Origin of the sequence: Sphingobium sp. B1D7B (assembly GCF_025961965.1) — a bacterium.
GTDB lineage: Bacteria > Pseudomonadota > Alphaproteobacteria > Sphingomonadales > Sphingomonadaceae > Sphingobium.
The window spans coordinates 3,521,797-3,548,006 of record NZ_JAOQOR010000001.1 but is presented as its reverse complement, the minus strand read 5'-3'; the positions used below and the strand labels follow the sequence as shown (position 1 = coordinate 3,548,006).

Here is a 26,210-nt window from a genome sequence, read left to right as displayed (position 1 = left end):
GATCCGGTGCTGCGGCTGGAGGCTGGCGCGGGCGCCGTCTCCGCGTCTTGCGGCGCCGGTTCAGCCAGCGGGGTCCTCCAGGCTGTAGCCAAGACCGCGGATGGTGGAGATCACATCGGCACCCAGCTTCTTGCGAATGCGCGTGACGAACACTTCGATGGTGTTGGAATCCCGGTCGAAATCCTGATCGTAAATATGCTCGATCAGTTCGGTGCGGCTCACCACCTTGCCCTTGTGGTGCATCAGGTAGGAGAGCAGCTTATATTCCTGCGCGGTCAGCTTCACCGGCTCGCCGTTCAGCGTGACCTTGCCCGAGCGGGTATCCAGCCGCACGCTGCCGGCGATGAGCTCGGACGAGGCATTGCCGGACGAGCGGCGAATGAGCGCGCGCAGGCGGGCGATCAGTTCCTCGCTCTGGAACGGCTTGGCGAGATAATCGTCTGCACCGGCATCGAGCCCGGCCACCTTGTCGGACCAGCTATCCCGCGCTGTCAGCACAAGCACGGGCACCGCCGAGCCTTCCTTGCGCCAGCGGTCGAGCACGGTCAGACCGTCGATTTCCGGCAGGCCCAGATCCAGGATAATCGCGTCGTAGCTCTCGGTCGATCCGAGGAAATGGCCGTCCTCGCCATCGGTCGCCAAGTCGACGGCATAGCCGACGCCTTCGAGCGTGGACTTGAGCTGTTTGCCCAAGGTCGGCTCATCTTCGACGATCAGCAGACGCATGGCTTTTCCTTTCCGAATGAGGGAGCGTGCGCAGGCGATCCGGCCGGATCAGCGCGTCCGTCCGATGATATTGCCGGTCTTGCCGTCCACATCAACCCAGATGACCTTGCCATCCTGCTGGAGGAACTGCATCCGGTACACGCCTTCGCGAACGGATGGGGCGACGCCGACATATTGGGCGTCGCTGATCTCGCGCTCGACACGACGCTTGATGATCGAAAACGGCATCACCTCACCGTCGAGCATGGCGCGCCGCGCCGCCCGCTGGTCATCGCCCCGCGCAAAGCTCTGCGCCGAAACCGGGAGGCTGGTGGCCGCCAGTGCCATCAGCCCGCCGAGCAGAAGAGAGGATGAAAGATGTTTCATGATGCCGTGTTAGCCATCAAGCATTGAACAAGCGCTGAATGTCCCATCTGTCCCCCGTTCAGGGTTCCAGCATATACTGGACGTTGAGGGAAATCGAGGTGGCGATCTCACCGGGCTCGATCTTGGTCTGCGGCGCCGCTGCAGCAGAGTCGCGCATAGCCATCATCGGCATCGGCGGCGGCGCGAAACCGCCACCTTCGGAGATGCTCACCAGGCGCGCGGTGCGGAAGCCGGTCGCCTGCGCATACAGGTTTGCGCGGGCCTGCGCGGTTTTTAGCGCCTTGGTGCGGGCCTGATCGAGCAGCTTGTCCGGCTCGGCAATGCCAAAGCTCGGGCCATTGATGTTGGTTGCGCCCGCTGCGACCAGCGAGTCGATCAGATCGCCTGCGCTATCCAGCTTGCGGACTGCGACGGTGAGCTGGTTGCTGGCTTCATAGCCGATGAAGCGCGGACCTTTGCCATCTGTGCGGTCGCTATAATCATATTGCGGGTTGAGGTTGATGCCGCTGGTCTGGATGTCCTTGCGGGCGATGCCAGCCTTCACAAGCGCAGCGATCAGCTTGTCCATCTGGGTGGCATTCTGCGCCATCGCATCCTTTGCTGACATCGCGCGGGTCTGCACGCCGGTGTTGATGGTCGCCATATCCGGCGCGCTGTTCACCGATTCACTGACGCTCAGGCTCAGCAGCGGGCCCTTGGCTGCCTGGGGTGCCGGCGGTTGCGGCTGGGCCGAGACGATCGCCGGCGTCATGAGAGCGGCAGTTGCAGCGAGCAGAATTGGCAAACGACGCATGGAACATTTTCCCTTTTGTGTGATGGCCATAGAAATGGGCTGAAGCTTCTGAACGCATCCTGACCCATCGAGTTTCTTCCCGTTCATCTGGCGCCTCAGCCCTTGCTCCCGCCGCCTGCATCTGTTTTAGCGCCTTGCCATGGCCCCGCCACTTCTTTCCTTCGAGAATCTCGGTCTCATCCAGGGCGCCGGCTGGCTGTTCCGTAGTCTGGATATTCATGTCGGCGAGCGCGATCGCCTGGCGCTGATCGGCCGCAACGGCGCCGGCAAGACGACGCTACTCAAGCTGATTGCTGGCACGGTGGAACCGGATGAAGGCAAGCGCTCGGTCGTGCCGGGACGGCATGTGGTGATGCTGGAGCAGGACCCGGACGTCTCCGCCTTCGCAACGCTGCATGATTTCGCCACGTCTGGCGCCAAGGCGCCGGCGGCGCATGAGGTGGAAGCGATTGCGGACCAGCTCGGCATCGACCTCTCCCGCGCGGCGGCGACCGCGTCGGGCGGCGAGCGCCGGCGGGCGGCGATTTGCCGGGCACTGGCGAGCGAGCCCGATATCCTGTTGCTCGACGAGCCGACCAACCATCTCGATATCGCCGCGATCACCTGGCTGGAAGACTGGCTGACGCGCTTCAATGGCGCGTTCATCGTGATCAGCCATGACCGGACCTTCCTCACGCGCCTCACCCGGTCCACGCTCTGGCTCGACCGGGGCAGCCTGCGGCGGCAGGAGATCGGCTTTGGCGGGTTCGAGGCCTGGATGGAAAAGGCCTATGCAGACGAGGCCCGCGCGGCCGAGAAGCTCGACGCGAAGCTGAAGATCGAGGCGCACTGGCTGGAGCGCGGCGTCACGGCGCGGCGCAAGCGCAATCAGGGCCGGCTGGCCAAGCTCTGGGAGATGCGCGCCCAGCGCGCGGCGATGATCGGCCCGCAGGGCGGCGCCAAGCTGGAGGTCACCGCCAACGACACCAAGACCAAGAGCGTCATCACCGCCGAACATGTCACCAAGCAGTTCGGCGACCGCGCGGTCATCAAGGATTTCTCGATCCGTATTCAGCGCGGTGACCGCATCGGCATCGTCGGCGGCAACGGGGCCGGCAAGACGACGCTGCTGCGCCTGCTGACCGGCGATCTGCAGCCCGATAGCGGCACCATCACGCTGGCCAAGACGCTGGACGGCATCGTGATCGACCAGCAACGCTCGCTCATGCAGCCGGACAAAAGGGTGCGGGATGTGCTGGCCGAGGGTGGCGACTGGATCGATGTGCGGGGCGTGCGCAAGCATGTCCACGGCTATCTCAAGGACTTTCTGTTCGATCCCTCGCTGGCCGAGGCGAAGATCGGCACGCTCTCGGGCGGCGAGCGTTCGCGCCTGCTGCTGGCGCGGGAGTTTGCGCGCGAATCCAACCTGCTGGTGCTGGACGAGCCGACTAACGATCTCGACTTGGAAACGCTCGATCTGTTGCAGGAAGTGATTGCCGATTATGACGGTACGGTGCTGATCGTCAGCCATGATCGCGACTTCCTCGACCGCACGGTGACGGTGACGCTGGGACTGGATGGCTCGGGCCGGATCGATGTGATCGCCGGCGGCTATGCGGACTGGGAAGCCAAGCGCCAAAAGCCCAATGCGGCCGGCAAGCGATCAGCTGCGAAGGCGGATACGCCGGCGGCGCCACCGCCGCCCAAGGCGGCGAAGCTCAGCTACAAGGACCAGCGGGATTATGATCTGTTGCCGGGTCAGATCGAGGCGCTCGAGGCGGCGATTGCCCGCGATGAAGCCGCGCTCGCCGACCCCGATCTCTATGCCAAGAATCCCAAGCGCTTCGCCGAGTTGAGCGCGACGATCGAAAAGGCGCGCGCGCAAAAGGATGCGGCCGAGGAGCGCTGGCTGGAGTTGGCCGAGCAGGTCGAGGCCCTGCAGGGTTGAGCCCGGCAAGGGTTGCGTGGCGTTCGGCTGTCTTTGACCAGATCGCCCCGATCAAGATTTTCGACGTGCCCAGCCATGGTCGGCGGGGACGTTGTCGCCGACGAGCATTCAGATGACCAGCACTCAACCGATTCGGGGAATTCTGCTCTGCGCCGCCGCTCTGCTGCTGTTCGCGGCGCTGGATACGACCACGAAAGTGCTCACCGCGCATTTCGAGGCGCCGGTGATCGTGGCGGCGCGTTTCATCGGCAACCTCTTGTTGATGCTCGTCGTCATGGCGCCGCGCGGCGGGCGGGAGATGGTGCGCACGACGCGCACCGCGCTCGTTTGGCTGCGTGGCTGCTGCCTCGCCTGTGCCTCCGTGCTGATGGCGCTGGCGCTCACCCGCATGCCGGTCGGTGAAGCGACGGCGATCATGTTTCTGGCGCCGACGCTGGTCGCGCTGGGCGGGGGGCTGCTGCTCGGGGAAGAGGTCGGGCTGCGGGGCTGGGGCGCTGTGTTGCTGGGGCTCGCCGGCGTTGTGCTGATTGCACGGCCGGGTGGCGGGCTGGATGTCGTGGGCGTCATGCTCGCTCTGGGCGCCGCCATGCTCAATGGCACCTATCAGCTGATGTCCCGCACGCTCGCGGCGACCGAAAAGACCTTCGCGCTGCTCTTCTACAGTGCCGCCGTGGGCAGCCTCGTCTTCGGCGCGGTGGCGCCCTTCTACTGGGCGGGGCGGATGCCGACGCTGCTGGAAGGCGCGCTGCTGGCGTCGCTGGGCCTGTGGGGCGGGGTGGGACATTATCTGTTCACGGCGGCCTTTCGCCATGCCCCGGCTTCGACTCTGGCGCCGATCACGTATCTGCAGGTGCTGTGGGCGACGGTGCTGGGCTGGATCGTGTTCCGGCATGTGCCCGATCCGGTGGCGATAATCGGAATGCTCACGATCGGCAGCGCCGGCATGTTGATCGTGCTGAAGCGCCGCCGCCGGACTCCGCCCGCAACAGTGTGAACGCACCCGCCCGTATCAGCCCTCCGAGGTGGCCGAAACCTCATAATGGGTGATCTGCTTGTCGCCGATGCCGAGGTCTTCCCATGTGGCGCGCCAGTCCTTCATGTGCTGGCTCGCGGCATGGGCCTGCTGGGCCTCGCGGTCGCGAAAGACCTCGAAGATGCGCAGAAGACCGGGTGCCTCGAGATCCTCGGCGAAGCTGTAGGCGATGCAACCCGGCTCCGCGCGGCTGGCCGCGACCATCCGCGCGATCACCAGACGCGCTGCGGCCAAGTTCTCCGGCGGCAAGCGAACGGTCCCGGCGAGGATCAGCATCAGCGGATCGGCGAATCCGGGGCAAGGCGCATGTCGAGATAGTTGTCGACGCTCATCATCAGCTGGTCGAGCTCATGCTCGAAGAAGTGATTGGCGTTGCGGATCTCGTCATGATGGATGGTGATGCCCTTCTGCGTGCGCAGCTTGTCGACCAGCTTCTGAACGGAGGCGGCCGAAACCACCTCATCGTTCACACCCTGCACGATGATGCCGGACGCGGGGCAGGGCGCGAGGAACGAGAAGTCGTACATGTTCGCCGGCGGCGCGACGGAGATGAAGCCGCGCACTTCCGGCCGGCGCATCAGCAGCTGCATGGAGATCCACGCGCCAAACGAGAAACCGGCGATCCACGTCGTCTGCGCTTCCTGGTGGAAGCTCTGGATCCAGTCGAGCGCGGCGGCGGCATCGGAGAGCTCGCCGATGCCATTGTCGAACACGCCCTGCGAGCGACCGACACCCCGGAAATTGAACCGCAGCGTCGCAAAACCGCGCTTCACGAAGGTCTTGTAGAGTGCTTGCGTGATGCGATCGTTCATCGTGCCGCCGCCCTGCGGGTGCGGATGCAGGATCAGCGCAACGGGCGCACGCGGGCGGGGCGGAGGGCTGAAACGACCTTCGAGACGGCCTTCGGGACCGGGAAAAATGACGTCGGGCATGGCACCTGAGACTTGAAATGGGAGCGGGCGACCGAGACTGGCCGACGACGCGGGACGCGCGCTTATATAGGCGGAAGCGCGATTTTCGCAATGTTTCTGGTTGAGGGCGCCCGCTTCAGCCCCGGAGCCAGCCCAGAGCAGCGGCCGTCAAGGGGTTCGTCGGGTCCAGCAGCAGCTTGGTGGTGAGCGCGAGGGACATGACGATCAGCAGGGGCCGCGCGATTCCGGCGCCGAAGCGGATCGCGAGATAGGCGCCGAATTGCCCGCCTGCGATGCTGCCGACCGCCATGGCAAGGCCGGTGATCCAGAGCACATGCCCGCCGATGATGAAGACAATGACGCTAGAGAAATTGCTGGCGAAATTGAGCAGCTTGGTATGGGCTACGGCGCGGATGAGGCCCAGGCCGAACAGTCCGACCAGCGCGGTGGTAAAGAAGGAGCCGGTGCCGGGCCCGAAAAAGCCGTCATAGCCGCCGATGATCGCCGCTGTGACGATGAGCGCGAGCGGGCCGAAGCGGCTGTGCCTGTCCTCATCGCTCATGCGTGGCGAGAGCAGGAAATATAGCACCATCGCGATCAGCAGCATCGGCAGCAGCGCGGAGAGAAAGCCGGAATCGATCCGGGTGACCAGAAACGCGCCGCCCGCAGAGCCGATAAATGACGCCAGCGCCGGTAAGGCGAAGCGGCGGAAATCAATATGTCCGCGCCGGGCGAAGGCGATGACGGCGCCGCAGGTGCCAAAGCTGCTCTGGAGCTTGTTGGTCGCCAGCGCAGCCACGGGCGGGATGCCCGCCGCCAGCAGCGCGGGAATGGTGACGAGGCCGCCGCCGCCCGCCATGGCGTCGATGGTCGCAGCGAGAAACGCCACCGCCATGAGGATGAGGATGATGTCGAAGGCGGGATCCATGCCTTCGCATATCAGGTCTGTGCTGCGCCGCAACATGGCTGATTGCACCAGAGGGCAAATCCATTTGCCGCGGCGCGGCGGGCCTGTAGGGAAGGGGCGATGAGCCGACGCATCTATCTCGATCATGCCGCGACCACACCGCTGCTGCCGCAGGCTCGCGCGGCGATGCTGGCCGGGTTCGATGCTTGGGCCAATCCCTCGTCGCCGCATGCTGCCGGTCGACAGGCGCGCGCCATGCTGGAGGATGCTCGCCGCCGCGTGGCGCAGGCGCTCGATTGGGATGGGCATGTGCTGTTCACCGCCGGCGCGAGCGAGGCGCTGGCTATCGCGTTGACGCGCGCAAAGGCGTCTCCCTTGCTGGCAGGGGCGAGCGAACATGATGCTGTGCTGCGCCACATCCCGGAGGATCGCCGGCTGCCGGTCGATCATGACGGGATCGTGTGCCTGCCCGATGCCATTGCGCCGGGTACGCTGATCGCGATCCAGCAGGTCAATAGCGAGACCGGCGTGATCCAGCCGCTGGAGGCGTTCGCCGAGCGCATCCACGCGCAAAATGGCCTGCTGCTGGCCGATTGCAGCCAATCGGCTGGGAAGATGCCGCTTCCGAAAGGTCCGGACCTGATCGTTCTGAGCGCGCACAAGCTGGGCGGACCGATCGGCATTGGTGCGCTGCTGGTACGGGATCTGACGCTGCTGGCGCCGAGCGGCGGACAGGAGCAGGGCTACCGCGCCGGCACCGAGGCCATGCCGCTGGCGCTAGGCTTTGCGGCGGCGCTGGAAGCTCCGCGCGACTGGTTGGCTGACGTCGCCGGTTGGCGCGAGCGGATGAACGCGGCTATTCTCGCAGCCGGCGGTGAGATCGTGGCGGACGCTTCCCCGCGCTTGCCGACCATTGCCAGCTACCGAATGCCCGGCGTGTCCGCGCAAGCGCAGCTCATCCGCTTCGACATGGCCGGGATTGCGGTTTCGGCAGGCAGCGCCTGCTCATCGGGCAGCTTGCGCACCAGCCATGTGCTGGCAGCCATGGGCTGGCCGCAGGCTGAGGCCGCCGAGGTGATCCGTGTCACTATGGGGCATGACACGTGCGCGGCCGACATTGACGATTTTCTCACTGAGTGGCAGGCCATCGCGCACGGGAACGCAAGACGATGATCTACCTCGATTACCAAGCCACCACGCCGCTGGCGCCGGAGGTTGCGGATGCCATGGTGGCCGCGATGGATCATTATGGCAATCCGAACAGCGCGCATCGCATCGGCCGCATTGCGGCGGCGGATGTCGAGCTGGCGCGGGGCCGCATCCTTGATGCGCTGGGCCGGGCGGATGGCCGCCTGATCTTCACAAGCGGCGCGACGGAGGCGCTGAACATGGCCATTATCGGCGCCGCGCGGGCCGCTCCGCACAGCCGGCGGCGGGTGGTGACGGTGGCGACCGAACATGCCGCCGTGCTCGATACGGTGATGGCCTTGCGCCGCGAGGGTTTCGAGCCGGTGATCGTGCCGGTGAATGCCGACGGGCTGGTCGATCTGGAGATTGCCGAGGCGGCGATCGACGAGCGAGCCGCCCTGCTTGCGGTAATGCAGGCGAACAACGAGATCGGCGTGGTGCAGCCACTCGACCGGCTGTTCGTGATCGCGCGCGCGGCTGGCGTGCCGACATTGTGCGACGCCGTGCAGGGTTTTGGCCGACTTGCGACTCCTCAGGCGGACCTGATCGCGATCAGTGCCCACAAGATCCACGGCCCCAAGGGCGTGGGCGCTCTGTGGCTGCGCGAAGGGCTCGACCTGCCGCCGCTCATGCATGGTGGCGGGCAGGAGCAGGGGGTGAGGCCGGGGACGCTCTCGCCCATGCTGTGCGCGGGCTTCGGTGTGGCCGCGCAACTGGCGGCGCAGCGCCGCTATGCCGACCTCGCCCATGTCGAAGCGCTCTGGACGCGCGCGCTGGAGCTGTTTGCGGATTGGCACCTCAATGGTACCGGCGAGGCGCGCTATCATGGCAATCTCAATCTCCGCCGGGCGGGGCTGGACGCGGCGCGGCTGATCTCGGACGTGCGGACGGTGGCCGTTTCCCTCGGGTCTGCTTGCGCAAGCGGGTCCGGCCGGCCGAGCCATGTGCTCAAGGCCATGGGCCTTAGCGATGCAGAGGCGCGCAGTTCCTTGCGGATCGGCATGGGGCGCTACACCAGCATGGCCGATCTGGAAGAAGCCGCGAGCCTGCTCAATAAGGCCGCCGACGCACAGGGAGTGCCCGCATGACCTTAGTCCGCTTCATCAGCGCCAATGGCGAACATGTGCAGGAAGTGGAGGCCAGCGCGGGCGACATTCTGCTCGAGGTAGCGCAGGCCGCCGGCCAGCCGCTGGAAGGCACCTGCGAGGGGCAGATGGCCTGCTCCACCTGCCATGTGATCGTGGACGCGGAGCACTTCAGCAAGCTCCCCCGCGCCAGCGAGGATGAGGAGGACATGCTCGATCTGGCCGCCTCCACCACTCGGACAAGCCGGCTCTCCTGCCAAATCGTGCTGAGTGACGCGCTGGAGACGCTGACCGTGCACATTCCCGCCGAGAGCCGGAACATGCAGGGGGCGTGAGGCAGGGCAGGCTGGCCACTCCCGTCGTTCTCCGTCATCTTCGTGAACAAGGAATCCAGAACCAGCTGAACCGCTCTTCCGCTCCTGGATTCCCGCGTTGGCGGGATTGACGGGAAAGTGACCTCACGGCTGGCCTCGCGCCGCTTGCATTTCCCGCCTCATGCCGCCATATGCGCCGCGGAAGTCGGGCGGACGTAGTCTTCGCCAACCTGGTCAGGTCCTGACGGAAGCAGCCACAACGAATTCGCTGCGGGTCGTTCCGGCTTCCACCTACCTCCCATCGCAATGTCCTTGTTCTGCAGCGCTCTTCTGCTTGCGAACCTGCGCGCGGACTTGCCGGGGGCAGGATAGGGCGTCATGGGCATGGCGTCATAGGCAGGCCGCGCTTTCGTGGCTGAGCGGCGCGCGTGAAAGGACTGAGTTCATGGCCGGCAGATCCCGAACCATCGTCTATCTCATGCTGGTGCTGGTGATGCTGCTCTGGTCCGGCAACTCCGTGGTCGCGCGGGCGATCCATGAAGAAATGCCGCCCTTCACGCTGGCCTTCTGGCGCTGGAGCGGCGCGACCCTGATAGCCCTGCCCGTCGCTTGGCGCTATTTGCGGCAGGACTGGCCCGTGGCGAAAGCCAATTGGAAGATCATCCTGTTCCTCGGCGTGATCGGCGTCGGCTGCTTCAACGCGTTCATGTATTCCGGCCTGCAATATACGACGGCGGCGAACAGCCTGCTCATCCAGGCAGCCATTCCGGCGCTGGTTCTGCTGTTCGATTTCCTGTTCTTTCGCAATCGGCCCCGCGCCGTGCAGGTGGCGGGTGTGATCATGGCCGCTGCCGGCGTGCTCACGATCATCCTGCAAGGCAATCCGTCGGCCCTGTTCGCCATGGTGTTCAACCGGGGCGATCTGCTCGTGCTTTGCGCTGTCACGCTCTGGTCGCTCTACACGGTGTTTCTGCGCCTGCGGCCCAAGATTCATGGCCTGAGCTTTCTGGCGATCACTGCCTTTATCGGCGTGCTGTGCATGGCGCCGCTATCCGCTTATGAGCTGACGCACGCGCGGGTGATCATGACGCCGGGTGTTGCGGCGGGCGTGGCCTATGTCATCCTGCTGCCCTCGCTGGTCGCCTACTTTCTGTTCAACCTGGCGGTGGAGCAGATCGGGGCGGGCGATGCTGGTCAGGTGATCAACCTGCAGCCGGTGTTCGGCGCGCTGCTGGCGGCGCTGCTGCTGGACGAGCCGCTGCATGGCTACCATCTTGCCGGCATGGGCCTGATCTTCATTGGCATCGCGCTGCCCTTCCTGCGCCGATCCGTCCGCGCCCCGATGGCGCATTAACTTCCGGCGCGAGTACGGCTAGAACGAACGCAATGACCGATTCCTCAGATGATCCGGGCTTCGACCTCGGCGAGCCGCCCCGGCCGCCCTTGGCCGCGCCTGATGCACCGGCCTACCGCGTGCTCGCCCGCGCCTATCGCCCGCAGACCTTTGCCGAACTGATCGGCCAGGAAGCGATGGTGCGCACGCTCGCCAATGCGATCAAGCGCGAGCGTCTGCCCCACGCCTTCCTGATGACCGGCGTGCGCGGGGTGGGGAAGACGTCCACCGCGCGACTGATCGCCAAGGCGCTCAATTGCGTCGGGCCGGACGGGCAGGGCGGGCCGACGATCGATCCCTGCGGCGTATGCGAACCGTGCAAGGCGATTGCCGAGGGGCGCCATATCGATGTGATCGAGATGGATGCAGCCAGCCATACCGGTGTCGACGATGTGCGCGAGATCATCGAGGCGGTGCGCTACGCGGCCGTCTCGGCGCGGTTCAAGATCTACATCATCGACGAAGTGCACATGCTCTCGCGCAATGCCTTCAATGCGTTGCTCAAGACTCTTGAGGAGCCGCCTGAGCATGTGAAGTTCCTGTTCGCCACCACCGAGGTGAACAAGGTGCCGATCACGGTGCTCTCCCGCTGCCAGCGCTTCGACCTGAGGCGCATCCCGGTGGAGCTGCTGGTCGATAATTTCCGCATGATTTGCGGCAAGGAAGGCGTCGTTGCCGAGGACGATGCCCTGCGCCTCATTGCCACCGCCGCGGAAGGCTCGGCGCGCGATGGCCAGTCGATCCTCGATCAGGCGATTGCCCACGCCGGGGTTGGCGAGGATGGCCGGCCCTTCGTGCAGGCCGATCAGGTTCGCGAAATGCTCGGCCTGTCGGATCGCGGCGCGACGCGGCGGCTGTTCGACCAGATTCTCGATGGCGATGCGCCGGCGGTGCTGGCGACATTGGGCGAGCAGGAAGCGCTCGGCGTTGAGCCGCTCGCCACGGTGAATGCCTTGCTCGACCTCATCCATGCGGCGACGACCGCCAAGGCCGGCCGCGGTGCCGGCCTCGACCGCATGCCGGAGGCCGAGCGCGGCGCGATTGCCGGTTGGGCAGAGCAATTGTCTTTCGCCGTGCTGCACCGGCTGTGGCAATTGCTGCTCAAGGGCCATGCCGAGGTTGCCGCTGCCGCGCGGCCCCACGCGGCCTGCGAAATGGCGCTGCTGCGGCTGATCCACGCCTCAGCCATGCCGGACCCGGCCGAACTGGCGCGGCTCATCCGCGACGGTGCCGGTGGTGGGCAGGCGAGCCCGACGATGCCGGCCCCTGCGCCCAGTGGGACGTTGAGCGAAGCGGCCCAGCCGGTCCCAAGCGCTCCGCCGCCGCCCGCGCCGCCAGCCGCGCCTGAGCCGGAGTCGGAAGCGGCAACGCCAGCGCTGCCGACGGATTTTGCCGCGATGATCGAGGCGCTCAAGGCGCGCCATGCCCGGCTCAGCGCGGAGCTGCATGATTATGTGAGCCTTGTGCATTATGCTCCGCCGGAACTGGCCTTCCGCATCCTCCAGCCGCTCGACGCCGATTTCCCCCGGCAAGTAGCGGCGGCGCTGCGTGAGGTGACGGGCGAGGTCTGGGATGTCCGCTCGACGGATGCCCACGGCCAGCCAAGCCTGCGCGAGCAGGAGCAGGCCGCCAAGGAAGCGCGGCTTGCCCAGATCAGCGCTGCGCCCATCGTGGCTGCCGCGCTGGAAGCATTCCCCGGAGCACGGCTCGTGGACCCGGAAGATGAGCAATATAGGAGTGAAGGCTGATGAAGGACCTCAACGACATTCTCGGCATGGCCAGCCGGGTGCAGGAGGAAATGCAGAAGGCGCAGGCTGAACTCGATAACATCGAGGTCGAGGGTGCTTCCGGCGGCGGACTGGTCAAGGTGCGGGCGAGCGCCAAGGGGCGCATCCTTGGCCTTTCGGTCGATGAGAGCCTGATCGTGCCAGCCGACAAAACGATGCTGGAAGACCTGATTGTCGCCGCTTTCAATGATGCGCGCGCCAAGGCGGATGAAGCCGCCAACGAGCAGATGAGCAAGATGACTGCTGGTCTGCCGCTGCCGCCGGGCTTCAAGATGCCCTTCTGATCGGCGTAAAAAGGCGATAGTTTTTACCCGTGCTTAACCAGTTCGGCAGTCAGTAGCTTTTCGCGCCGTTGAAATGCGCGCGCGGCTGAACGATATGATGCATTGATCGTTTTTCGCGATGCGCGGGAAAAGCGACCGGGTTGTGAAGCGGCCCCTTCTGCACGAAGGCGGTTCGCAGGCTCAGGGGTAAGGCCCCCTGGCTGGATTGGAGTGACAATGGATCTTGATCTGCCTCTCTTGCCGCTGCGGGATATCGTCGTTTTCCCGCAGATGATCGTGCCCCTGTTCGTGGGACGCGACAAGAGCGTGACGGCGCTTGAAAAGGCGATGGCGGGCGACAAGGACATCTTCCTCGTCGCGCAGCTCGACCCGAGCGAGGACGATCCGGACCGGGAAGCGCTTTATGACATGGGCGTCATTGCCAGCATCGTGCAGATGCTCAAGCTGCCCGACGGCAATGTCCGCGTGCTGGTGGAAGGCAAGCAGCGCGCTTCCCTGACCGCGTTGACGGATGCCGAGGATCACATCGTCGCCACCGTTGCGCCGTTGGACGACATCGTCGTGGGCGGCGCTGAGGTCGAGGCGATGATGCGCTCGGTCACCGACCAGTTCGAGAATTACGCCAAGCTCAACAAGAAGTTGCCGGCGGAAGCTGCCGCGCAATTGCGCGAGATCACCGAGGCTGGCCGCCTGTCCGATTTCATCGCGGCCAACCTTGCCGTGAAGGTTGCCGACAAGCAGTCGCTGCTGGTCGAGGGCGATCCGCTCAAGCGTCTGGAAATGGTGTTTGCCTTCATGGAAGGCGAACTCGGCGTGTTGCAGGTCGAGAAGAAAATCCGTGGCCGCGTGAAGCGCCAGATGGAGAAGACCCAGCGCGAATATTATCTCAACGAACAGCTCAAGGCGATCCAGCGCGAGCTGGGCGGCGGCGAAGGCGAGGAGGGCGATGAGCTTTCCGAACTGACCGAGAAGATCAAGAAGACACGCCTGAGCAAGGAAGCGCGCAGCAAGGCGGAAGCCGAGCTGAAGAAGCTGCGCTCCATGCAGCCCATGTCGGCCGAAGCGACGGTGGTCCGCAATTATCTCGATGCGCTGCTCGGCGTGCCGTGGGGCAAGAAGAGCAAGCTTAAAAAGGATCTGGTGAAGGCGCAGGAAGTGCTGGATGCCGATCACTTCGCGCTCGACAAGGTCAAGGACCGGATTATCGAATATCTCGCCGTGCAGGCGCGCTCTGACAAGCTGAAAGGGCCGATCCTGTGCCTCGTCGGTCCGCCGGGTGTCGGCAAGACCTCGCTGGGCCGCTCGATCGCTAAGGCGACAGGCCGCGAGTTCGTGCGCCAGTCGCTGGGCGGCGTACGGGACGAGGCCGAGATTCGCGGCCATCGCCGCACTTATATCGGCTCCATGCCGGGCAAGATCGCGTCCAACCTCAAAAAGGCCGGGGCGATGAACCCGCTGGTGCTGCTCGACGAGATCGACAAGCTCGGCCAGGATTTCCGGGGCGATCCGGCATCGGCGCTGCTCGAGGTGCTGGACCCGGAGCAGAACAGCAAGTTCCAGGACCATTATCTGGAGATCGACCTCGATCTGTCGGACGTGATGTTCGTCACGACCGCCAACAGCCTCAATCTTCCGCAGGCGCTGCTCGACCGCATGGAGATCATCCGGCTGGAGGGCTACACCGAGGATGAAAAGCTGGAGATCGCCCAGCGGCATTTGATCGAGAAGCAGATCGAGGCCCATGGGCTGAAAGAAGGCGAATTCGCCATCGAGGAGGCCGCGCTGCGCGACCTCATTCGCTATTATACGCGGGAAGCGGGCGTGCGGACGCTGGAGCGCGAGATCGCGCGGCTGGCGCGCAAGGCGCTCCGCCGTATCCTCGAGGGCAAGGAAACCAGCGTGACCATCACGCCGGAGAATCTCGGCGATTATGCGGGCGTGCGGAAATTCCGTCACGGCATTTCCGAGGAAGAGCACCAGATCGGTGCCGTCACGGGCCTTGCCTGGACGGAAGTGGGCGGCGAACTGCTCACCATCGAATCGGTGACGGTCCCCGGCAAGGGCCAGATCAAGACGACCGGCAAGCTCGGCGACGTGATGACCGAGTCGGTGCAGGCGGCCTTCTCCTATGTGAAGGCGCGCGCCCCAGCTTATGGCATCAAGCCGAGCATCTTCAACCGCAAGGATATTCACATCCACCTTCCCGAAGGCGCCGTGCCCAAGGATGGGCCGAGCGCTGGTATCGGCATGGTGACGTCCATCGTCTCGACGCTGACCGGCATCCCCGTCCACAAGGATGTCGCGATGACCGGCGAAGTGACGCTGCGCGGCCGGGTGCTGCCCATTGGCGGGCTCAAGGAAAAGCTGCTCGCGGCGCTGCGCGGGGGAATCAAGACCGTGCTCATTCCGCAGGAGAATGAGAAGGACCTGGTGGAGATTCCGGCGAACATCAAGGAAGGCCTTGAAATCGTGCCGGTGAGCCATGTGGACGAGGTGCTTGCTCGCGCTCTCACCGGGGCGCTGACACCGATCGACTGGTCCGAGGAAGATGATCTCGCCGCCCAGCCTCCGATCGGCTCGGCAGCCGAGCATGAGCAGCGGATGCGGCACTGAGTCTCGCGATGATCGTCATGACACCGATGCCCAAAACAGCCCGATTTGAAGTTAAGGGCGGTTAAGGATCGTCGTAAATGGGCCGGTCCGTCGCCCGGACCGGACCGATCATCGTGAAAAACAGCGTAAATCAGGGTTTTTAACGGGTTTGAGGCGCAAATCTCTTTGACACTTGCGACGAAGCAAGCCTTTATGCGCGCCTTCGTCGCATGATTCCCACCACAAGTTTTCTCAAGAAGGGGGTTCCCAAGGCATGAACAAGCAGGATCTCATCAGTTCGGTCGCGGATCAGAGCGGCCTCACCAAGGCCGATGCGAACAAGGCTGTTGAGGCAGTGTTCGACGCGATCACCGCCGCTCTCAAGAAGGGCGATGAAGTTCGCCTCGTTGGCTTCGGCACGTTCTCCGTTTCGCAGCGCAAGGCCTCGACCGGTCGCAACCCGCGCACCGGCGAAACCATGGCGATCAAGGCTTCCAGCCAGCCGAAGTTCAAGGCCGGCAAGGGTCTCAAGGACGCCGTCAACTAATCAACTCGATCGATCGTTGCCCCGCGCTTTCCGGCCGGGGCACCGCTTGATTGGATCGCCGACAGGGAACGCGACGTCCCATGGCGGCAAAGGCCGGGCTCTGCCTGGCCTTTTTGATTTTCAGCCGGATGAAGGCTGAGGATGCCCGGTCTGCCGGGAAAAGCGTGCTAATCCCGAAAGGGGCGCGCTCTATGCTTGACGGCGGTCCTCCCGGGGCATTATGGGCCGCCTCTCGATAGCGTCGATGGACGCTGTGGCGATCGTAGCTCAGTTGGTTAGAGCGCTGGTTTGTGGTACCAGAGGTCGCGGGTTCGGATCCCGTCGATCGCCCCATTTTCTTCTCCGAGATTTGGATAACTGGCCGCCGCGCTGCGTGCGCGGGGCTGACAGCCCGTCGCGCGCAGCCTATAGGCACAGCATGGCAAAAACAGACGATGATCGGGAGGAAGGGCTGCGGCTCAATCCTCGCTATGACCGCGATGGGTTGATCACAGCCGTGGCGAGCAATGTCGATACCGGCGAATTTCTGATGCTGGCGCATATGAACGCGCAGGCCCTGGCCGCGACGATCGAAACGCGCGTTGCCCATTTCTGGTCCCGCAGCCGGGGCAAGCTCTGGCGCAAGGGCGAGGAGTCCGGCAACGAACTCCACATCGTCGACATGCGGATGGATTGCGATCAGGACGCGATCTGGCTGCTGGTCAAGCCCGTAGGGCCGGCCTGCCACACGGGCCGTGTCAGTTGCTTCTATCGCCGCGTGACGGATGACGGGCTCGAGTGGATCGATCGCGAGCCGCACGCCCATTGAGCTGTAACGGATATGTCGCTCAGTCCCGTCTGAGCACAGGCGCGGAGGGGTTGATTTTCCGTTGACGTAAACGTAAACAGTGCATCTGACCTTCATGGAAGGATGGATGCAATGACGAAGCTCCAGATGATTGCCGGCATTCCCCAGCCGGAACGGGACGGGCGGGAAGAGTTTTCGATCTCCGACCTGTGCGATGAATTCGAAGTGACGCCGCGCGCTCTGCGCTTTTACGAGGATGAGGAACTCATCTCGCCGCGCCGGCAGGGCCTGACGCGGGTCTACAGCCACCGCGATCGCGCGCGGCTCGCCTGGATCTTGCGCGGCAAGCGGGTGGGATTCAGCCTGGCCGAAATCCGCGACATGATCGACCTGTACGATGCCGGCGACGGTCGGCGCACCCAGCGCGAATTTACCGTCGCCAAATGCGAAGAGCGGATCGGATTGCTCCAGCGGCAGCGGCAGGATATCGACGAAGCGATTGAAGAGTTGAAGAATTTCGTCGCGCTCGTCGAAGAAAACCAGCGCCTGTCAGGCGAACTCAACTAAGACTTTCTACCACGGAGAGGCCAATGCCCAGCTATAAGGCGCCCGTCGCCGACACCATGTTCATCCTCAACGAGATCGTCGGGCTGGAGCGTCTGACGAACAATCCCGGCTTTGCTTCGGCGACCAGCGATATCGTTCAGGCCATTCTCGAAGAGGGCGGCAAGTTTGCCAGCGAGGTGCTCAGCCCGCTCAATGCCGTCGGCGACCAGATTGGCTGCAAGCGCAATGACGATGGCACGGTGACGACGCCGCCGGGCTTTCAGGAGGCCTTCGACCAGTTCGTCGCGGGTGGCTGGACCACGCTGCATGCGCCGGAGGAATATGGCGGGCAGGGTCTGCCTATCGTGCTGGCGATCGCCGCCGAGGAATATTTCACGGCGTCGAACCACGGCTTCAACATGTATCACGGCCTGACCGGCGCCGCGGTCAGCGCGATCCTCGCCAAGGGCGACGATACGCTCAAGCAGAAATATGTGCCCAACATGGTCTCCGGCCAGTGGTGCGGCACCATGAACCTGACCGAGCCGCACTGCGGCACCGACCTCGGCCTCATCAAGACGCGCGCGTTGCCGCAGGATGATGGCAGCTACAAGATCACCGGCACCAAGATCTTCATCTCGGCCGGCGAGCACAGCATGGCCGAGAACATCATCCACCTCGTGCTGGCCAAGACGCCGGGTGCGCCCGCAGGCAGCAAGGGCATCTCGCTCTTCCTCGTCCCCAAGATGATGGTCAATGACGATGGCTCGCTGGGCGCGCACAACGCCGTCACCTGCGGCTCCATCGAGCACAAGATGGGCATTCACGGCAACGCGACCTGCGTCATGAACTATGACGATGCGACCGGCTGGATGATCGGCGAGGAGAATAAGGGCCTCGCCGCGATGTTCATCATGATGAACCAGGCGCGACTGGGCGTGGGCCTTCAGGGCCTTGCGCAAGGTGAACTGGCCTATCAGCAGGCAGTCCATTATGCGATGGACCGGCGGCAGGGCCGCGCGCTGACCGGCGCTGCCGAGCCTGACAAGCCCGCCGATACGCTGTTCGTGCACCCCGATGTCCGCCGCATGCTGATGGAGTGCAAGGCGCTCACCGAGGGCCTGCGTGCGCTGGTTCTGTGGGGCGCGCTGCAGGTCGATCTCATCAAATATGCGCCGACCGAGGAAGAGCGTCAGGCGGCGGATGACATCATCTCGCTGCTCACCCCGGTCATCAAGGGCTATGGCACGGACAAGGGCTTCGATGTCGCCGTCCTCGCGCAACAGGTGTTCGGCGGCCATGGCTACATCCGCGAATGGGGCGTGGAGCAGGCGGTGCGGGATGCGCGCATCACCATGATCTACGAAGGCACCAATGGCGTTCAGGCCATGGATCTGGTCGGCCGTAAGCTGCCCGCCAATGGCGGTCGCGCGGTGCAGGCGCTGTTCAAGATGGTCGCCGAGGATGTCGCCGCCGGCAAGGCCGTGCCGGAGACGGCTGCTATTGCTGAGGCGCTGGAGAAGGCCAATCAGCAACTGCAGGCCGCGACGATGTGGCTGATGCAGAATGCCATGCAGAACCCGAACAATGCCGGCGCGGCGGCTTATGCCTATATGCACATCACCGGCATCGTCGCGACGGGCATGATGTGGCTGCGTATGGCGATGGCCGCGCAGGCGCAGCTCAATGCCGGCACGGGCAATCCCGACTATATGAAGGCCAAGCTGGTGACGGCGCGTTACTTCGCCGAGCGCATCATGCCGGAAGCCGGCGCACTGCGTCGCAAGATCGAGGGCGGCGCCGAGGTGCTGATGGAACTGCCGCCGGAGGCGTTCCTGACGGCAGCCTGATCGGGCTTATCCTGCGGGATCAAGAAGCGGCTTCCTCTCTCCGGAGAGGGAGCCGTTTTCACGTCGATGGCTGAGGTTCAGGGCTTTGCAGATGCCGGTGCATCAGCCCGCAGCGGCGCCTTGAACAGCGCGGCGTCGCCGGGCTTGAGCGGCACCAGCTCGCCGCGCTGCATGTCGGCAACGGGGCGCGCGCCGTCCGGCAGGTTGATCCGCGAGCCTTCACCTCGTTCGTCGGCCAGCAGCTTGGGCGCGGGTGCGCTCGGCGTGCGGCGGACCATGCAGTTGACGCGCGGCACGTCGCGGAACTCGTCGCAATTGTAGAGCGTGCGCTCGATGCCGCTGTCCTTCATGCGGATATAGGAGAAAGACATGGAGGCGAGGCTGGTTTCCGCGACCGGGAAGCTGCGCGGCGTCGCCTTATCGCTCGTCCAGGCCAGCAAGCGACACTGCGCGCGCCCGGCGCACAGGCGCGCGGCGGCGTCGGCATAGCGGGCTGGGTCGCCGCCCGGATCGAGTGTCATCACAAACCCTGTGCCGCCGGGTTCGATGGCAGCCAGCCGACCGGGGCCGATGCGCTTGCCGATATCCGCAGCACCAAGCAACGCCGGTGCGGTGGCGTCGTCGATCAGCGAGCCGGGCAAGGTGCCGGCCAGCGCGCCATCATCGGCGTGAACGGGCGACAAGGCGGCAAGCTTGGCGATGGCGGGCTCGGCAGCGATGCTGAGGCTCCGCGCAAAGGCCGGCGGTGTGCCCCACCAGCCCTCCCAGCGGAAGAACAGGTGCGTATCGACCGCCGCGACCTTGTCGAGCGACTTGCTCCAATAAGGCATCACCCAGTCGGTATGATAATGGGTGCTGTAGCCGACAGGCGCATAGACATCGCCTGCGAGCATCCGTGCCGCATTGCCCCGGGCGCGATCCCAGGCTGACGGGGATGGGCGACGCGCCATGGCACCATCGCAGGTAAAGGTAAACTGGCAGCCGGTGGCCCGCTCCTGCCCTTGGAAGACCACGCCGCACACCGTCTTGGGGAAGGCGGGGTGGCGCAGGCGGTTGAGCACGACCTGTCCCACGGCGCGCTGGCCCTTGGCGTCGTCGCCGGCTTCATAGATCATCGCGGCGGCAAGACAGTCGGTTGCCCGACCCAGCGCCATCGCGTCGCCCTTGAACGTGAAGGGGCGCGCGGCAGGATTGGGCGCGGTCGAGAAGGGGATCTGCGCGTTCAGCTGCCGCGCCTGATCGGGGTGGGAGGCGTCGAGCACCAGCGGCTCGACGACGGGCACGGGGCTGTTATCCGGTGCCTTGGGCAGGGCTGTGCTCACGGCCTCGCTGCCGGACAGCGCGGTAACGCTGGTGCGATTGCCGATGGCGAGCAGCGCCAGAGCGCCGGTGAGGATCAGCCCTAGAAGGCCGGCCAGCACAAGTCGGCCCTGGCGCGAAGAGAGCGCCGGGAATGCCGATTTTCGCGCAATCAGACCGTTGGTTGCCATACGTCCTTCCGCCAAAGCCGCCATGCGCGGCCGGAGAGGGGCGGTATGTGTGCCTTTAGGCCGCGTTAGGCAAGAGCGGCACGGCCAGCCGACCGGCCACAGGGACGGCCGTGCCATAACGGGAAAATCCGGCCGGCAAGTCTTAACGGCTCGCCGGCACGGGATGGTCGGCCCGGATTAGCCGGCTTCGGGCAGGAAGTCCGGCACCGAGAGATAGCGCTCGCCAGTATCGTAATTGAAGCCCAGCACCTTGGCGTCGGCGGGCAGGTCCGGCAGCTTCTGGGCGATAGCGGCGAGCGTCGCGCCGGAGGAGATGCCGACCAGCACGCCTTCCTCGCTGGCAGCGCGGCGGGCGTAGTCCTTGGCATCGGCGGGATCGACCTGGATCACGCCGTCCAGCAGATCGGTGTGCAGATTGGCCGGGATGAAACCGGCGCCGATGCCCTGAATCGGGTGCGGGCCGGGCGCGCCGCCGCTGATGACCGGGGAGAGCGTCGGCTCCACGGCAAAGACCTTGAGGCCCGGCCACATTGCCTTGAGCACCTGCGCGCAGCCGGTGATGTGCCCGCCCGTGCCGACGCCGGTGATCAGTGCATCCAGCGGCTCGTCGCCGAAATCGTTGAAGATTTCCTGCGCCGTCGTGCGGACATGAACATCGATATTGGCCGGATTTTCGAACTGCTGCGGCATCCACGCACCCGGCGTAGCCGCGACGATCTCCAGCGCGCGCTCGATGGCGCCCTTCATGCCCTTTTCACGCGGGGTCAGGTCGAAGCTGGCACCGTAGGCCAGCATCAGGCGGCGGCGCTCAAGGCTCATGCTCTCGGGCATGACGAGGACGAGCTTGTAGCCCTTCACGGCGGCGACCATGGCAAGACCAATGCCGGTGTTGCCCGAGGTGGGCTCGACGATGACGCCACCGGGCTTGAGGCTGCCGTCCTTTTCTGCAGCCTCGATCATGGCCAGCGCGATGCGGTCCTTGATCGATCCGCCGGGGTTGGAGCGCTCGGACTTGATCCAGACATTCGCATCGCCAAACAGGCGGTTGAAGCGGATGTGCGGCGTGCCGCCGATCGTTTCGAGAATGGACGAGACTTTCATGGGCAATCCTCCATAAGGCGATCGATCAATTAAAACTTAATCGATAGAGATTTGCAAGGGGCGGACTCTATCCTTCTTTTGCGGGAGTGGCGCCCGCGTGGGAAGGTCGTAAATGAACCTCGGGCGGATCGAACGTCCGGGCGTTCCGCAATTCAGGGAAAAGGCGCGACCACCACAAGGTGATGGCGATTGCACCCACGCCGCCGGCAATCACAGCAGCGATCGGCCCGATGAGCGCGGCGAGAAAGCCCGACTCGGCATCGCCCAGCTCGTTCGAGGCGGAAATCGTCATCATCGATACGCTGGTCACCCGGCCGCGCATGTCGTCGGGGGTGTGGAGCTGGATGAGTGATTGGCGGACGAACACAGAGAACATGTCCGCGCTGCCCCAGGTCGCCATGGCGAACAGGGCGACGATGATCGCGGTCTGCTGCGGCATGAAGGCGGTGAGGCCGAAGACAATGGTCGCCAACCCGAAGATGCCGACGGACAGCATCATTTTCAGCCCGACATTGTGGCGCAGCGGCCGGAACGAGAAGAACAGCGCCGTCAGACCCGCGCCGATGCCGGGCGCTGCGGCAAGATGTCCCAGGCCCTGCGAGCCGATATGGAGCACATCGCGCGCATAGACCGGCAGCAGCGCTGTGGTGCCGGCCAGCAGCACGGCAAACAGATCGAGCGTGATGGCACCGAAGACCAGCCGGTTGGTCCGCACATAAGTGAGGCCGTCGATGATCTGGCCGATGGGATGACGGTCGCGCTGGCGGGCCGCTTGCGGGACCTTGCCGACGAAGATCATGCCGATGACCGCTACGCCGAACAGGGCGCTGCTGAACATGTAGGCGAAATAGGGCTTGAACGCATAGGCATAGCCGGCGACGGCCGGCCCGACGATGCTGCCGGCCTGCCAGAACATGCTGCTGAATGCGATGGCGCGGGGCAGCAGGTCCTTGGGGACGATGTTCGGGCCCAAAGAGCCGAGCGCCGGCCCCTGGAAAGCGCGGGCGAAGCCGATCAGCGCGGCGAGGGCGAAAATCAGTGGCAGGCTAATCCACCCTTCATAGCTGGAAAGCGCCAAAATCCCTGCCGAGAAGAGCAGCAGCGAGAGCGTGCCCATGGCGATGCGGGTGCGCGAATAATTGTCCGCGACGAGCCCCGCAAAGGGCGTCAGCATGAAGACCATGACGAACTGGATGAGGCCGATCAGTCCCAGCTGCGCCGCCGACTGCCCGGGCGACATGGTCTGGCGCGCGATGTTGTAGGCTTCCCATGCGATGATGAGCGCCATGCCGTTGGACGCGAGGATCGTCGACAGGCGCACCATCAGATAGGCGCGGAAGGCGCCGATCTGAAAGGGATGGGTCGGTGGCTTGCGCCCGGCGGTGCCGTCAGGCTCGCGAGAAGATGGGCTGACCATGCATGTTCCTTGGCGCAAGGCTGGCGACGGCGCAACGGACCAAAACGCGCGCAGGGCAAAGATTTTCGATTGCCGCGCGCCTTCGCTTGGGCGGAACGAAAAAGGCCCGGCAGGAACCCACGCTCCGCCGGGCCGAGTTTGAGCACTGGGGCTACCAGCGCCCTTCGGGTCGCAGCTCCGCCCTAAGAAAACAGGGTTAATGAGTCATCAGGAAATAAAGCAGCTTGTCATTTTTCCTGGGGCACCTGCGGCGTCAGGAACACAATTGCGCCGCCTGAGGTGCCGCACCTCAGGCGAGGCTGATGAAGCTGTCCAGAACCCGCTTGGCGCCGGCCTGCTCGAAATCGATCTCCAGCTTGTTGCCCTCAATGCCTGTCACCGTCCCATAGCCGAACTTCTGGTGGAAGACGCGGGTGCCGAGGCTGACGTCGCTGCGGCCCTTGTTGCCGAGACTCACAGCGCTCTGCCGCGCTTCGACGAGGCGCGTCGGCTCACGCGAGAACTGGCTTTGAGCGCGTTGCCAGCCCGGTCCGCGTCCTGAGCCGCGCGCGACATTGGCGAAGGGATCATCCCGTTCGGACCAGTTGGCGCGCCACAGGCTGGCGCCGCCGGACATGGTGTTTTCCTCGTCCACCGTCTCCTTGGGTAACTCGCCAATGAAGCGGGAGGGGATGGAACTGGTCCACTGGCCATAGACCCGCCGGTTGGCGGCGTGCAGGATCAAGCAGCGCTGGCGGGCACGGGTGATCGCCACATAAGCCAGCCGACGCTCTTCCTCCAGGCTGGCAAGGCCGCCCTCATCGAGCGCGCGTTGCGAGGGGAACAGGCCATCCTCCCAGCCCGCCAGGAACACGGTGTCGAACTCCAGTCCCTTGGCGGCGTGGATGGTCATCAGCGTGACCTTGGCTTCATCCGCCTGCGCCTCATTGTCCATGACGAGGCTGACATGCTCGAGGAAGGCCCCGAGCGTCTCATATTCCTCCATGGCGCGGGTGAGTTCCTGCAGGTTCTCCAGTCGCCCGCTGGCCTCCGTCGTACGCTCGGCCTGCAGCGCAGCGGTGTAACCGCTCTCGTCTAGAATCTGACGCGCGAGATCGGCGTGGTTCATCGCATTGGCGAGATCGCGCCAGCGGGCGAGATCGCCGATGAACCGTCCCAGCGAGCGCCGCGCCTGCGGGGTCAGCTCGTCCGTGTCGAGAATACGGGCCGCCGCGCTGGTGAGCGGCTCCCCCATGGCGCGGGCGAGGCGGTGCACCTTCTCGACTGCCTTGTCGCCAAGGCCGCGCTTGGGGACATTGACGATCCGCTCGAAGGCAAGATCATCCGCCGGTTGGTTGACGAGGCGCAGATAGGCGAGCGCATCGCGGATTTCGGCGCGCTCGTAGAAGCGGAAGCCGCCGACGATGCGGTAGGGCAGGCCGATCTGGATAAAGCGGTCCTCGAACTCGCGAGTCTGGAAGGAGGCGCGCACGAGGATCGCGATCTTCTCGGCGCCGACGCCCTGCCGCTCCAGCGACTCGATCTCCTCGCCGACGCGGCGGGCCTCTTCCGGCCCGTCCCACACGCCGATGACGCGCAGCTTCTCGCCATCGGCCTCCTGGGTCCACAAGGTCTTGCCGAGCCGCCCGCCATTCTGCGCGATGACGCCGGAGGCCGCGGCAAGGATGTGCGGCGTCGAGCGATAATTCTGCTCCAGCCGGATGATCGCGGCGCCGGGAAAATCGCGCTCGAAGCGCAGGATGTTGGCCACTTCCGCGCCGCGCCAGCTATAGATGCTCTGGTCATCATCGCCGACGCAGCAGATATTCTTGCGCTGCTGGGCGAGCAGCCGCAGCCAGAGATACTGGCTGGTGTTGGTGTCCTGATACTCGTCCACCATGATGTAGCGGAAACGCTGCTGATATTGCTCCAGCACCACGCGATCGGTCTTGAAGATCGTCAGCATGTGCAGCAGCAGGTCGCCGAAATCGCATGCGTTGAGCGCGCGCAGGCGGGCCTGATACAGCGCATAGATCGCCGCGCCCTTGCCATTGGCGAAGGTCTCACTCTCGCCCGCGTCGATTTCACCGGGGGTGAGGCCCTTGTTCTTCCACTTGTCGATCAGTCCGGCCAGCGCGCGGGCGGTGAAGCGCTTCTCATCGATCCCCTCGGCGACGATGATCTGCTTCATCAGGCGCAACTGGTCGTCGGTATCGAGAATGGTGAAGTTGCTCTGCAGCCCGACCAGTTCGGCATGGCGGCGCAGCATCTTGGCGCAGACGGAGTGGAAGGTGCCGAGCCAGGGCATGCCCTCGACCGCCTCGCCGATCATCCGCCCCACGCGCTCGCGCATCTCGCGGGCGGCCTTGTTGGTGAAGGTGACGCACAGGATCTCTGATGGCCATGCGCGGCGGGTCGCCACCAGATGCGCGAGGCGCGCGGTCAGTGCCGCTGTCTTGCCTGTGCCCGCGCCGGCCAGAACCAGAATTGGCCCTTCCGTGGTCAGCACGGCCTCGCGCTGCGGCGCATTGAGGCCCTGGATATAAGGCGGGTCGGCAGGAGAGGGGGCTGGCAAAGGATCGGTCACAGGCGAACAACTAGGGAACGGGTGGGGCGGGGGCAAGGGCCTTGGCGTGCGTTCCGACCGCTTCATCCCGATTACGCCCCCGGCGGTCTGCGGCGGATGGTTCGCACGGAACGGCTGTCCCGTTGCGGGATTTCCATCCCACAAGAACGATCACTCATAGGAGGATGCGATCATGCGCTTCTCAACCATTCTCGCCTGCGGTGCCGCTTCGGCACTGGCCTTCGCTGCCCACGCACAAGACATGCCGCCTCCGGGTGGCGCGCCGGTCGGCCCACCGTCCGCGACCGCGCCGATGCCGGGCGACACACCCGGGCCGATGCCGGGCGGGACGGACACCATGCCCCCGCCGACTGGTAACCCCATGCCCGGCGATGGCATGAACCCGCCGCCGCCGCCGCCGGCTCCCCCGCGGCCCCCTGCACCCGGCGGCACGATGACGCCGCCGCCTCCGCCCCCCGGTGGTGGTCAGGTTGAGATGATGCCGCAGCGGCCCGTGGAGCAGACCGCTCCGCAGCCCCCGGCAGAATATCCGGTCTGCTCGCGCACCGTGAAGGACGGGTGCAAGAACCCCGGCGGGCAATAATTAACTGAGCTTCTGCT

General features: G+C 65.0%; 24 protein-coding genes, 1 tRNA gene and 1 other RNA gene. 16 read left to right on the top strand and 10 right to left on the bottom strand.

The genetic code is table 11. The features are described from left to right. Nucleotides 1–60: 60 nt before the first annotated feature. Genes M2336_RS16645 through M2336_RS16635 form a run of 3 tightly spaced genes read right to left on the bottom strand, consistent with a single transcriptional unit; the run spans nt 61 to nt 1,885 of the window. Nucleotides 61–726 (bottom strand): response regulator transcription factor, encoded by a 666-nt coding sequence (locus tag M2336_RS16645; RefSeq protein WP_181560281.1) that lies wholly within the window; start codon nt 724–726, stop codon nt 61–63. 48 nt (nt 727–774) lie between these two features. After that, nucleotides 775–1,092, bottom strand: a complete 318-nt coding sequence (locus M2336_RS16640) for a hypothetical protein (protein ID WP_181560280.1) — start codon at nt 1,090–1,092, stop codon at nt 775–777. A 58-nt stretch (nt 1,093–1,150) separates the two neighbouring features. Further along, the gene (locus tag M2336_RS16635; RefSeq protein WP_264573336.1) at nt 1,151–1,885 is read right to left on the bottom strand and encodes an SIMPL domain-containing protein; all 735 of its coding nucleotides are present in this window, start codon (nt 1,883–1,885) and stop codon (nt 1,151–1,153) included. A gap of 139 nt (nt 1,886–2,024) precedes the next feature. Here M2336_RS16635 and M2336_RS16630 point away from each other — a divergent pair, with 139 nt between their 5' ends. Together M2336_RS16630 and M2336_RS16625 are read left to right on the top strand one after the other, a co-directional pair. Further along, nucleotides 2,025–3,812 (top strand): ABC-F family ATP-binding cassette domain-containing protein, encoded by a 1,788-nt coding sequence (locus M2336_RS16630; RefSeq protein WP_264593213.1) that lies wholly within the window; start codon nt 2,025–2,027, stop codon nt 3,810–3,812. A 112-nt stretch (nt 3,813–3,924) separates the two neighbouring features. Further along, on the top strand, nt 3,925–4,806 hold the full coding sequence (locus tag M2336_RS16625; RefSeq protein WP_264573334.1) for a DMT family transporter: 882 nt from the start codon (nt 3,925–3,927) through the stop codon (nt 4,804–4,806). Between the two features lie 15 nt (nt 4,807–4,821). On the opposite strand, the gene M2336_RS16620 is transcribed toward M2336_RS16625, so the two are convergent. The 3 genes from M2336_RS16620 to M2336_RS16610 form a co-directional block, all read right to left on the bottom strand. Continuing rightward, on the bottom strand, nt 4,822–5,121 hold the full coding sequence (locus tag M2336_RS16620; protein WP_264573333.1) for a putative quinol monooxygenase: 300 nt from the start codon (nt 5,119–5,121) through the stop codon (nt 4,822–4,824). Further along, complete coding sequence (locus M2336_RS16615; protein ID WP_181560275.1) at nt 5,121–5,777, bottom strand: alpha/beta hydrolase; 657 nt, start codon at nt 5,775–5,777, stop codon at nt 5,121–5,123. Before M2336_RS16615 ends, M2336_RS16620 begins: the two co-directional genes overlap by 1 nt. 115 nt (nt 5,778–5,892) lie before the next feature. Further along, on the bottom strand, nt 5,893–6,684 hold the full coding sequence (locus tag M2336_RS16610; RefSeq protein ID WP_264573332.1) for a TSUP family transporter: 792 nt from the start codon (nt 6,682–6,684) through the stop codon (nt 5,893–5,895). Nucleotides 6,685–6,783: 99 nt separating this feature from the next. Here M2336_RS16610 and M2336_RS16605 point away from each other — a divergent pair, with 99 nt between their 5' ends. The 13 genes from M2336_RS16605 to M2336_RS16545 all read left to right on the top strand — a co-directional run bounded on the left by M2336_RS16605 (nt 6,784) and on the right by M2336_RS16545 (nt 19,036). Then, entirely contained in the window at nt 6,784–7,836 is a 1,053-nt protein-coding gene (locus M2336_RS16605; protein ID WP_264573331.1) for a cysteine desulfurase family protein, read from the top strand. Further along, on the top strand, nt 7,833–8,939 hold the full coding sequence (locus M2336_RS16600; RefSeq protein ID WP_264573330.1) for a cysteine desulfurase family protein: 1,107 nt from the start codon (nt 7,833–7,835) through the stop codon (nt 8,937–8,939). The genes M2336_RS16605 and M2336_RS16600 overlap by 4 nt, the downstream gene beginning before the upstream one ends. Further along, complete coding sequence (locus M2336_RS16595; RefSeq protein WP_264573329.1) at nt 8,936–9,271, top strand: 2Fe-2S iron-sulfur cluster-binding protein; 336 nt, start codon at nt 8,936–8,938, stop codon at nt 9,269–9,271. The genes M2336_RS16600 and M2336_RS16595 overlap by 4 nt, the downstream gene beginning before the upstream one ends. Nucleotides 9,272–9,447: 176 nt before the next feature. Continuing rightward, nucleotides 9,448–9,545, top strand: an RNA gene (gene ffs / locus M2336_RS16590) — signal recognition particle sRNA small type. 150 nt (nt 9,546–9,695) lie between these two features. Continuing rightward, nucleotides 9,696–10,604 (top strand): DMT family transporter, encoded by a 909-nt coding sequence (locus tag M2336_RS16585; protein ID WP_264573328.1) that lies wholly within the window; start codon nt 9,696–9,698, stop codon nt 10,602–10,604. A gap of 32 nt (nt 10,605–10,636) precedes the next feature. Continuing rightward, nucleotides 10,637–12,391: a DNA polymerase III subunit gamma/tau gene (locus M2336_RS16580; RefSeq protein WP_264593212.1), complete on the top strand. Its 1,755-nt coding sequence runs from the start codon at nt 10,637–10,639 to the stop codon at nt 12,389–12,391. Continuing rightward, nucleotides 12,391–12,714: a YbaB/EbfC family nucleoid-associated protein gene (locus tag M2336_RS16575; protein WP_264570937.1), complete on the top strand. Its 324-nt coding sequence runs from the start codon at nt 12,391–12,393 to the stop codon at nt 12,712–12,714. Before M2336_RS16580 ends, M2336_RS16575 begins: the two co-directional genes overlap by 1 nt. Before the next feature lie 216 nt (nt 12,715–12,930). Next, nucleotides 12,931–15,327 (top strand): endopeptidase La, encoded by a 2,397-nt coding sequence (gene lon, locus M2336_RS16570; protein WP_181560267.1) that lies wholly within the window; start codon nt 12,931–12,933, stop codon nt 15,325–15,327. A gap of 253 nt (nt 15,328–15,580) precedes the next feature. Continuing rightward, nucleotides 15,581–15,853: an HU family DNA-binding protein gene (locus M2336_RS16565; protein ID WP_181560266.1), complete on the top strand. Its 273-nt coding sequence runs from the start codon at nt 15,581–15,583 to the stop codon at nt 15,851–15,853. A gap of 256 nt (nt 15,854–16,109) precedes the next feature. Next, nucleotides 16,110–16,186 (top strand) — tRNA-His (locus M2336_RS16560). Nucleotides 16,187–16,271: 85 nt separating this feature from the next. Continuing rightward, nucleotides 16,272–16,661 carry a phosphoribosyl-AMP cyclohydrolase gene (hisI, locus tag M2336_RS16555; protein WP_264573326.1) on the top strand — a complete coding sequence of 130 codons (390 nt, stop codon included), beginning with the start codon at nt 16,272–16,274 and terminating at the stop codon, nt 16,659–16,661. 111 nt (nt 16,662–16,772) lie between these two features. Beyond that, a complete protein-coding gene (locus M2336_RS16550) occupies nt 16,773–17,207 on the top strand; it encodes a MerR family transcriptional regulator (protein WP_181560264.1) in 435 nt (144 codons plus the stop codon). Between the two features lie 23 nt (nt 17,208–17,230). Beyond that, complete coding sequence (locus M2336_RS16545; RefSeq protein WP_264573325.1) at nt 17,231–19,036, top strand: acyl-CoA dehydrogenase C-terminal domain-containing protein; 1,806 nt, start codon at nt 17,231–17,233, stop codon at nt 19,034–19,036. 77 nt (nt 19,037–19,113) lie between these two features. On the opposite strand, the gene M2336_RS16540 is transcribed toward M2336_RS16545, so the two are convergent. The 4 genes from M2336_RS16540 to M2336_RS16525 form a co-directional block, all read right to left on the bottom strand. Further along, complete coding sequence (locus M2336_RS16540) at nt 19,114–20,526, bottom strand: cell wall hydrolase (protein ID WP_264593211.1); 1,413 nt, start codon at nt 20,524–20,526, stop codon at nt 19,114–19,116. A 177-nt stretch (nt 20,527–20,703) separates the two neighbouring features. Next, a complete protein-coding gene (gene cysK / locus M2336_RS16535) occupies nt 20,704–21,627 on the bottom strand; it encodes a cysteine synthase A (RefSeq protein WP_264573323.1) in 924 nt (307 codons plus the stop codon). 67 nt (nt 21,628–21,694) lie between these two features. Further along, nucleotides 21,695–23,044 carry an MFS transporter gene (locus M2336_RS16530; protein WP_264573322.1) on the bottom strand — a complete coding sequence of 450 codons (1,350 nt, stop codon included), beginning with the start codon at nt 23,042–23,044 and terminating at the stop codon, nt 21,695–21,697. Nucleotides 23,045–23,333: 289 nt separating this feature from the next. Beyond that, nucleotides 23,334–25,676, bottom strand: coding sequence for an ATP-dependent helicase (locus M2336_RS16525; RefSeq protein ID WP_264573321.1), 2,343 nt, complete (start codon nt 25,674–25,676; stop codon nt 23,334–23,336). Nucleotides 25,677–25,782: 106 nt separating this feature from the next. Between M2336_RS16525 and M2336_RS16520 the strand changes: the two genes are divergently transcribed. Further along, nucleotides 25,783–26,193 carry a hypothetical protein gene (locus M2336_RS16520; protein ID WP_264573320.1) on the top strand — a complete coding sequence of 137 codons (411 nt, stop codon included), beginning with the start codon at nt 25,783–25,785 and terminating at the stop codon, nt 26,191–26,193. The last annotated feature ends 17 nt before the right edge of the window (nt 26,194–26,210 follow it).

Bases quoted from the DNA above. Each gene is read 5' to 3' on its own strand.
- M2336_RS16625 (WP_264573334.1), top strand. From the start codon at position 3,925: ATGACCAGCACTCAACCGATTCGGGGAATTCTGCTCTGCGCCGCCGCT.
- M2336_RS16620 (WP_264573333.1), bottom strand. From the start codon at position 5,121: ATGCTGATCCTCGCCGGGACCGTTCGCTTGCCGCCGGAGAACTTGGCC.
- M2336_RS16565 (WP_181560266.1), top strand. From the start codon at position 15,581: ATGAACAAGCAGGATCTCATCAGTTCGGTCGCGGATCAGAGCGGCCTC.
- M2336_RS16645 (WP_181560281.1), bottom strand. From the start codon at position 726: ATGCGTCTGCTGATCGTCGAAGATGAGCCGACCTTGGGCAAACAGCTC.
- M2336_RS16615 (WP_181560275.1), bottom strand. From the start codon at position 5,777: ATGCCCGACGTCATTTTTCCCGGTCCCGAAGGCCGTCTCGAAGGTCGT.
- M2336_RS16640 (WP_181560280.1), bottom strand. From the start codon at position 1,092: ATGAAACATCTTTCATCCTCTCTTCTGCTCGGCGGGCTGATGGCACTG.
- M2336_RS16525 (WP_264573321.1), bottom strand. From the start codon at position 25,676: ATGAAGCGGTCGGAACGCACGCCAAGGCCCTTGCCCCCGCCCCACCCG.
- M2336_RS16575 (WP_264570937.1), top strand. From the start codon at position 12,391: ATGAAGGACCTCAACGACATTCTCGGCATGGCCAGCCGGGTGCAGGAG.
- M2336_RS16600 (WP_264573330.1), top strand. From the start codon at position 7,833: ATGATCTACCTCGATTACCAAGCCACCACGCCGCTGGCGCCGGAGGTT.
- cysK (WP_264573323.1), bottom strand. From the start codon at position 21,627: ATGAAAGTCTCGTCCATTCTCGAAACGATCGGCGGCACGCCGCACATC.
- M2336_RS16610 (WP_264573332.1), bottom strand. From the start codon at position 6,684: ATGGATCCCGCCTTCGACATCATCCTCATCCTCATGGCGGTGGCGTTT.
- hisI (WP_264573326.1), top strand. From the start codon at position 16,272: ATGGCAAAAACAGACGATGATCGGGAGGAAGGGCTGCGGCTCAATCCT.
- M2336_RS16635 (WP_264573336.1), bottom strand. From the start codon at position 1,885: ATGCGTCGTTTGCCAATTCTGCTCGCTGCAACTGCCGCTCTCATGACG.
- M2336_RS16580 (WP_264593212.1), top strand. From the start codon at position 10,637: ATGACCGATTCCTCAGATGATCCGGGCTTCGACCTCGGCGAGCCGCCC.
- M2336_RS16630 (WP_264593213.1), top strand. From the start codon at position 2,025: ATGGCCCCGCCACTTCTTTCCTTCGAGAATCTCGGTCTCATCCAGGGC.
- M2336_RS16520 (WP_264573320.1), top strand. From the start codon at position 25,783: ATGCGCTTCTCAACCATTCTCGCCTGCGGTGCCGCTTCGGCACTGGCC.
- M2336_RS16540 (WP_264593211.1), bottom strand. From the start codon at position 20,526: ATGGCAACCAACGGTCTGATTGCGCGAAAATCGGCATTCCCGGCGCTC.
- M2336_RS16550 (WP_181560264.1), top strand. From the start codon at position 16,773: ATGACGAAGCTCCAGATGATTGCCGGCATTCCCCAGCCGGAACGGGAC.
- M2336_RS16585 (WP_264573328.1), top strand. From the start codon at position 9,696: ATGGCCGGCAGATCCCGAACCATCGTCTATCTCATGCTGGTGCTGGTG.
- M2336_RS16545 (WP_264573325.1), top strand. From the start codon at position 17,231: ATGCCCAGCTATAAGGCGCCCGTCGCCGACACCATGTTCATCCTCAAC.
- M2336_RS16605 (WP_264573331.1), top strand. From the start codon at position 6,784: ATGAGCCGACGCATCTATCTCGATCATGCCGCGACCACACCGCTGCTG.
- lon (WP_181560267.1), top strand. From the start codon at position 12,931: ATGGATCTTGATCTGCCTCTCTTGCCGCTGCGGGATATCGTCGTTTTC.
- M2336_RS16595 (WP_264573329.1), top strand. From the start codon at position 8,936: ATGACCTTAGTCCGCTTCATCAGCGCCAATGGCGAACATGTGCAGGAA.
- M2336_RS16530 (WP_264573322.1), bottom strand. From the start codon at position 23,044: ATGGTCAGCCCATCTTCTCGCGAGCCTGACGGCACCGCCGGGCGCAAG.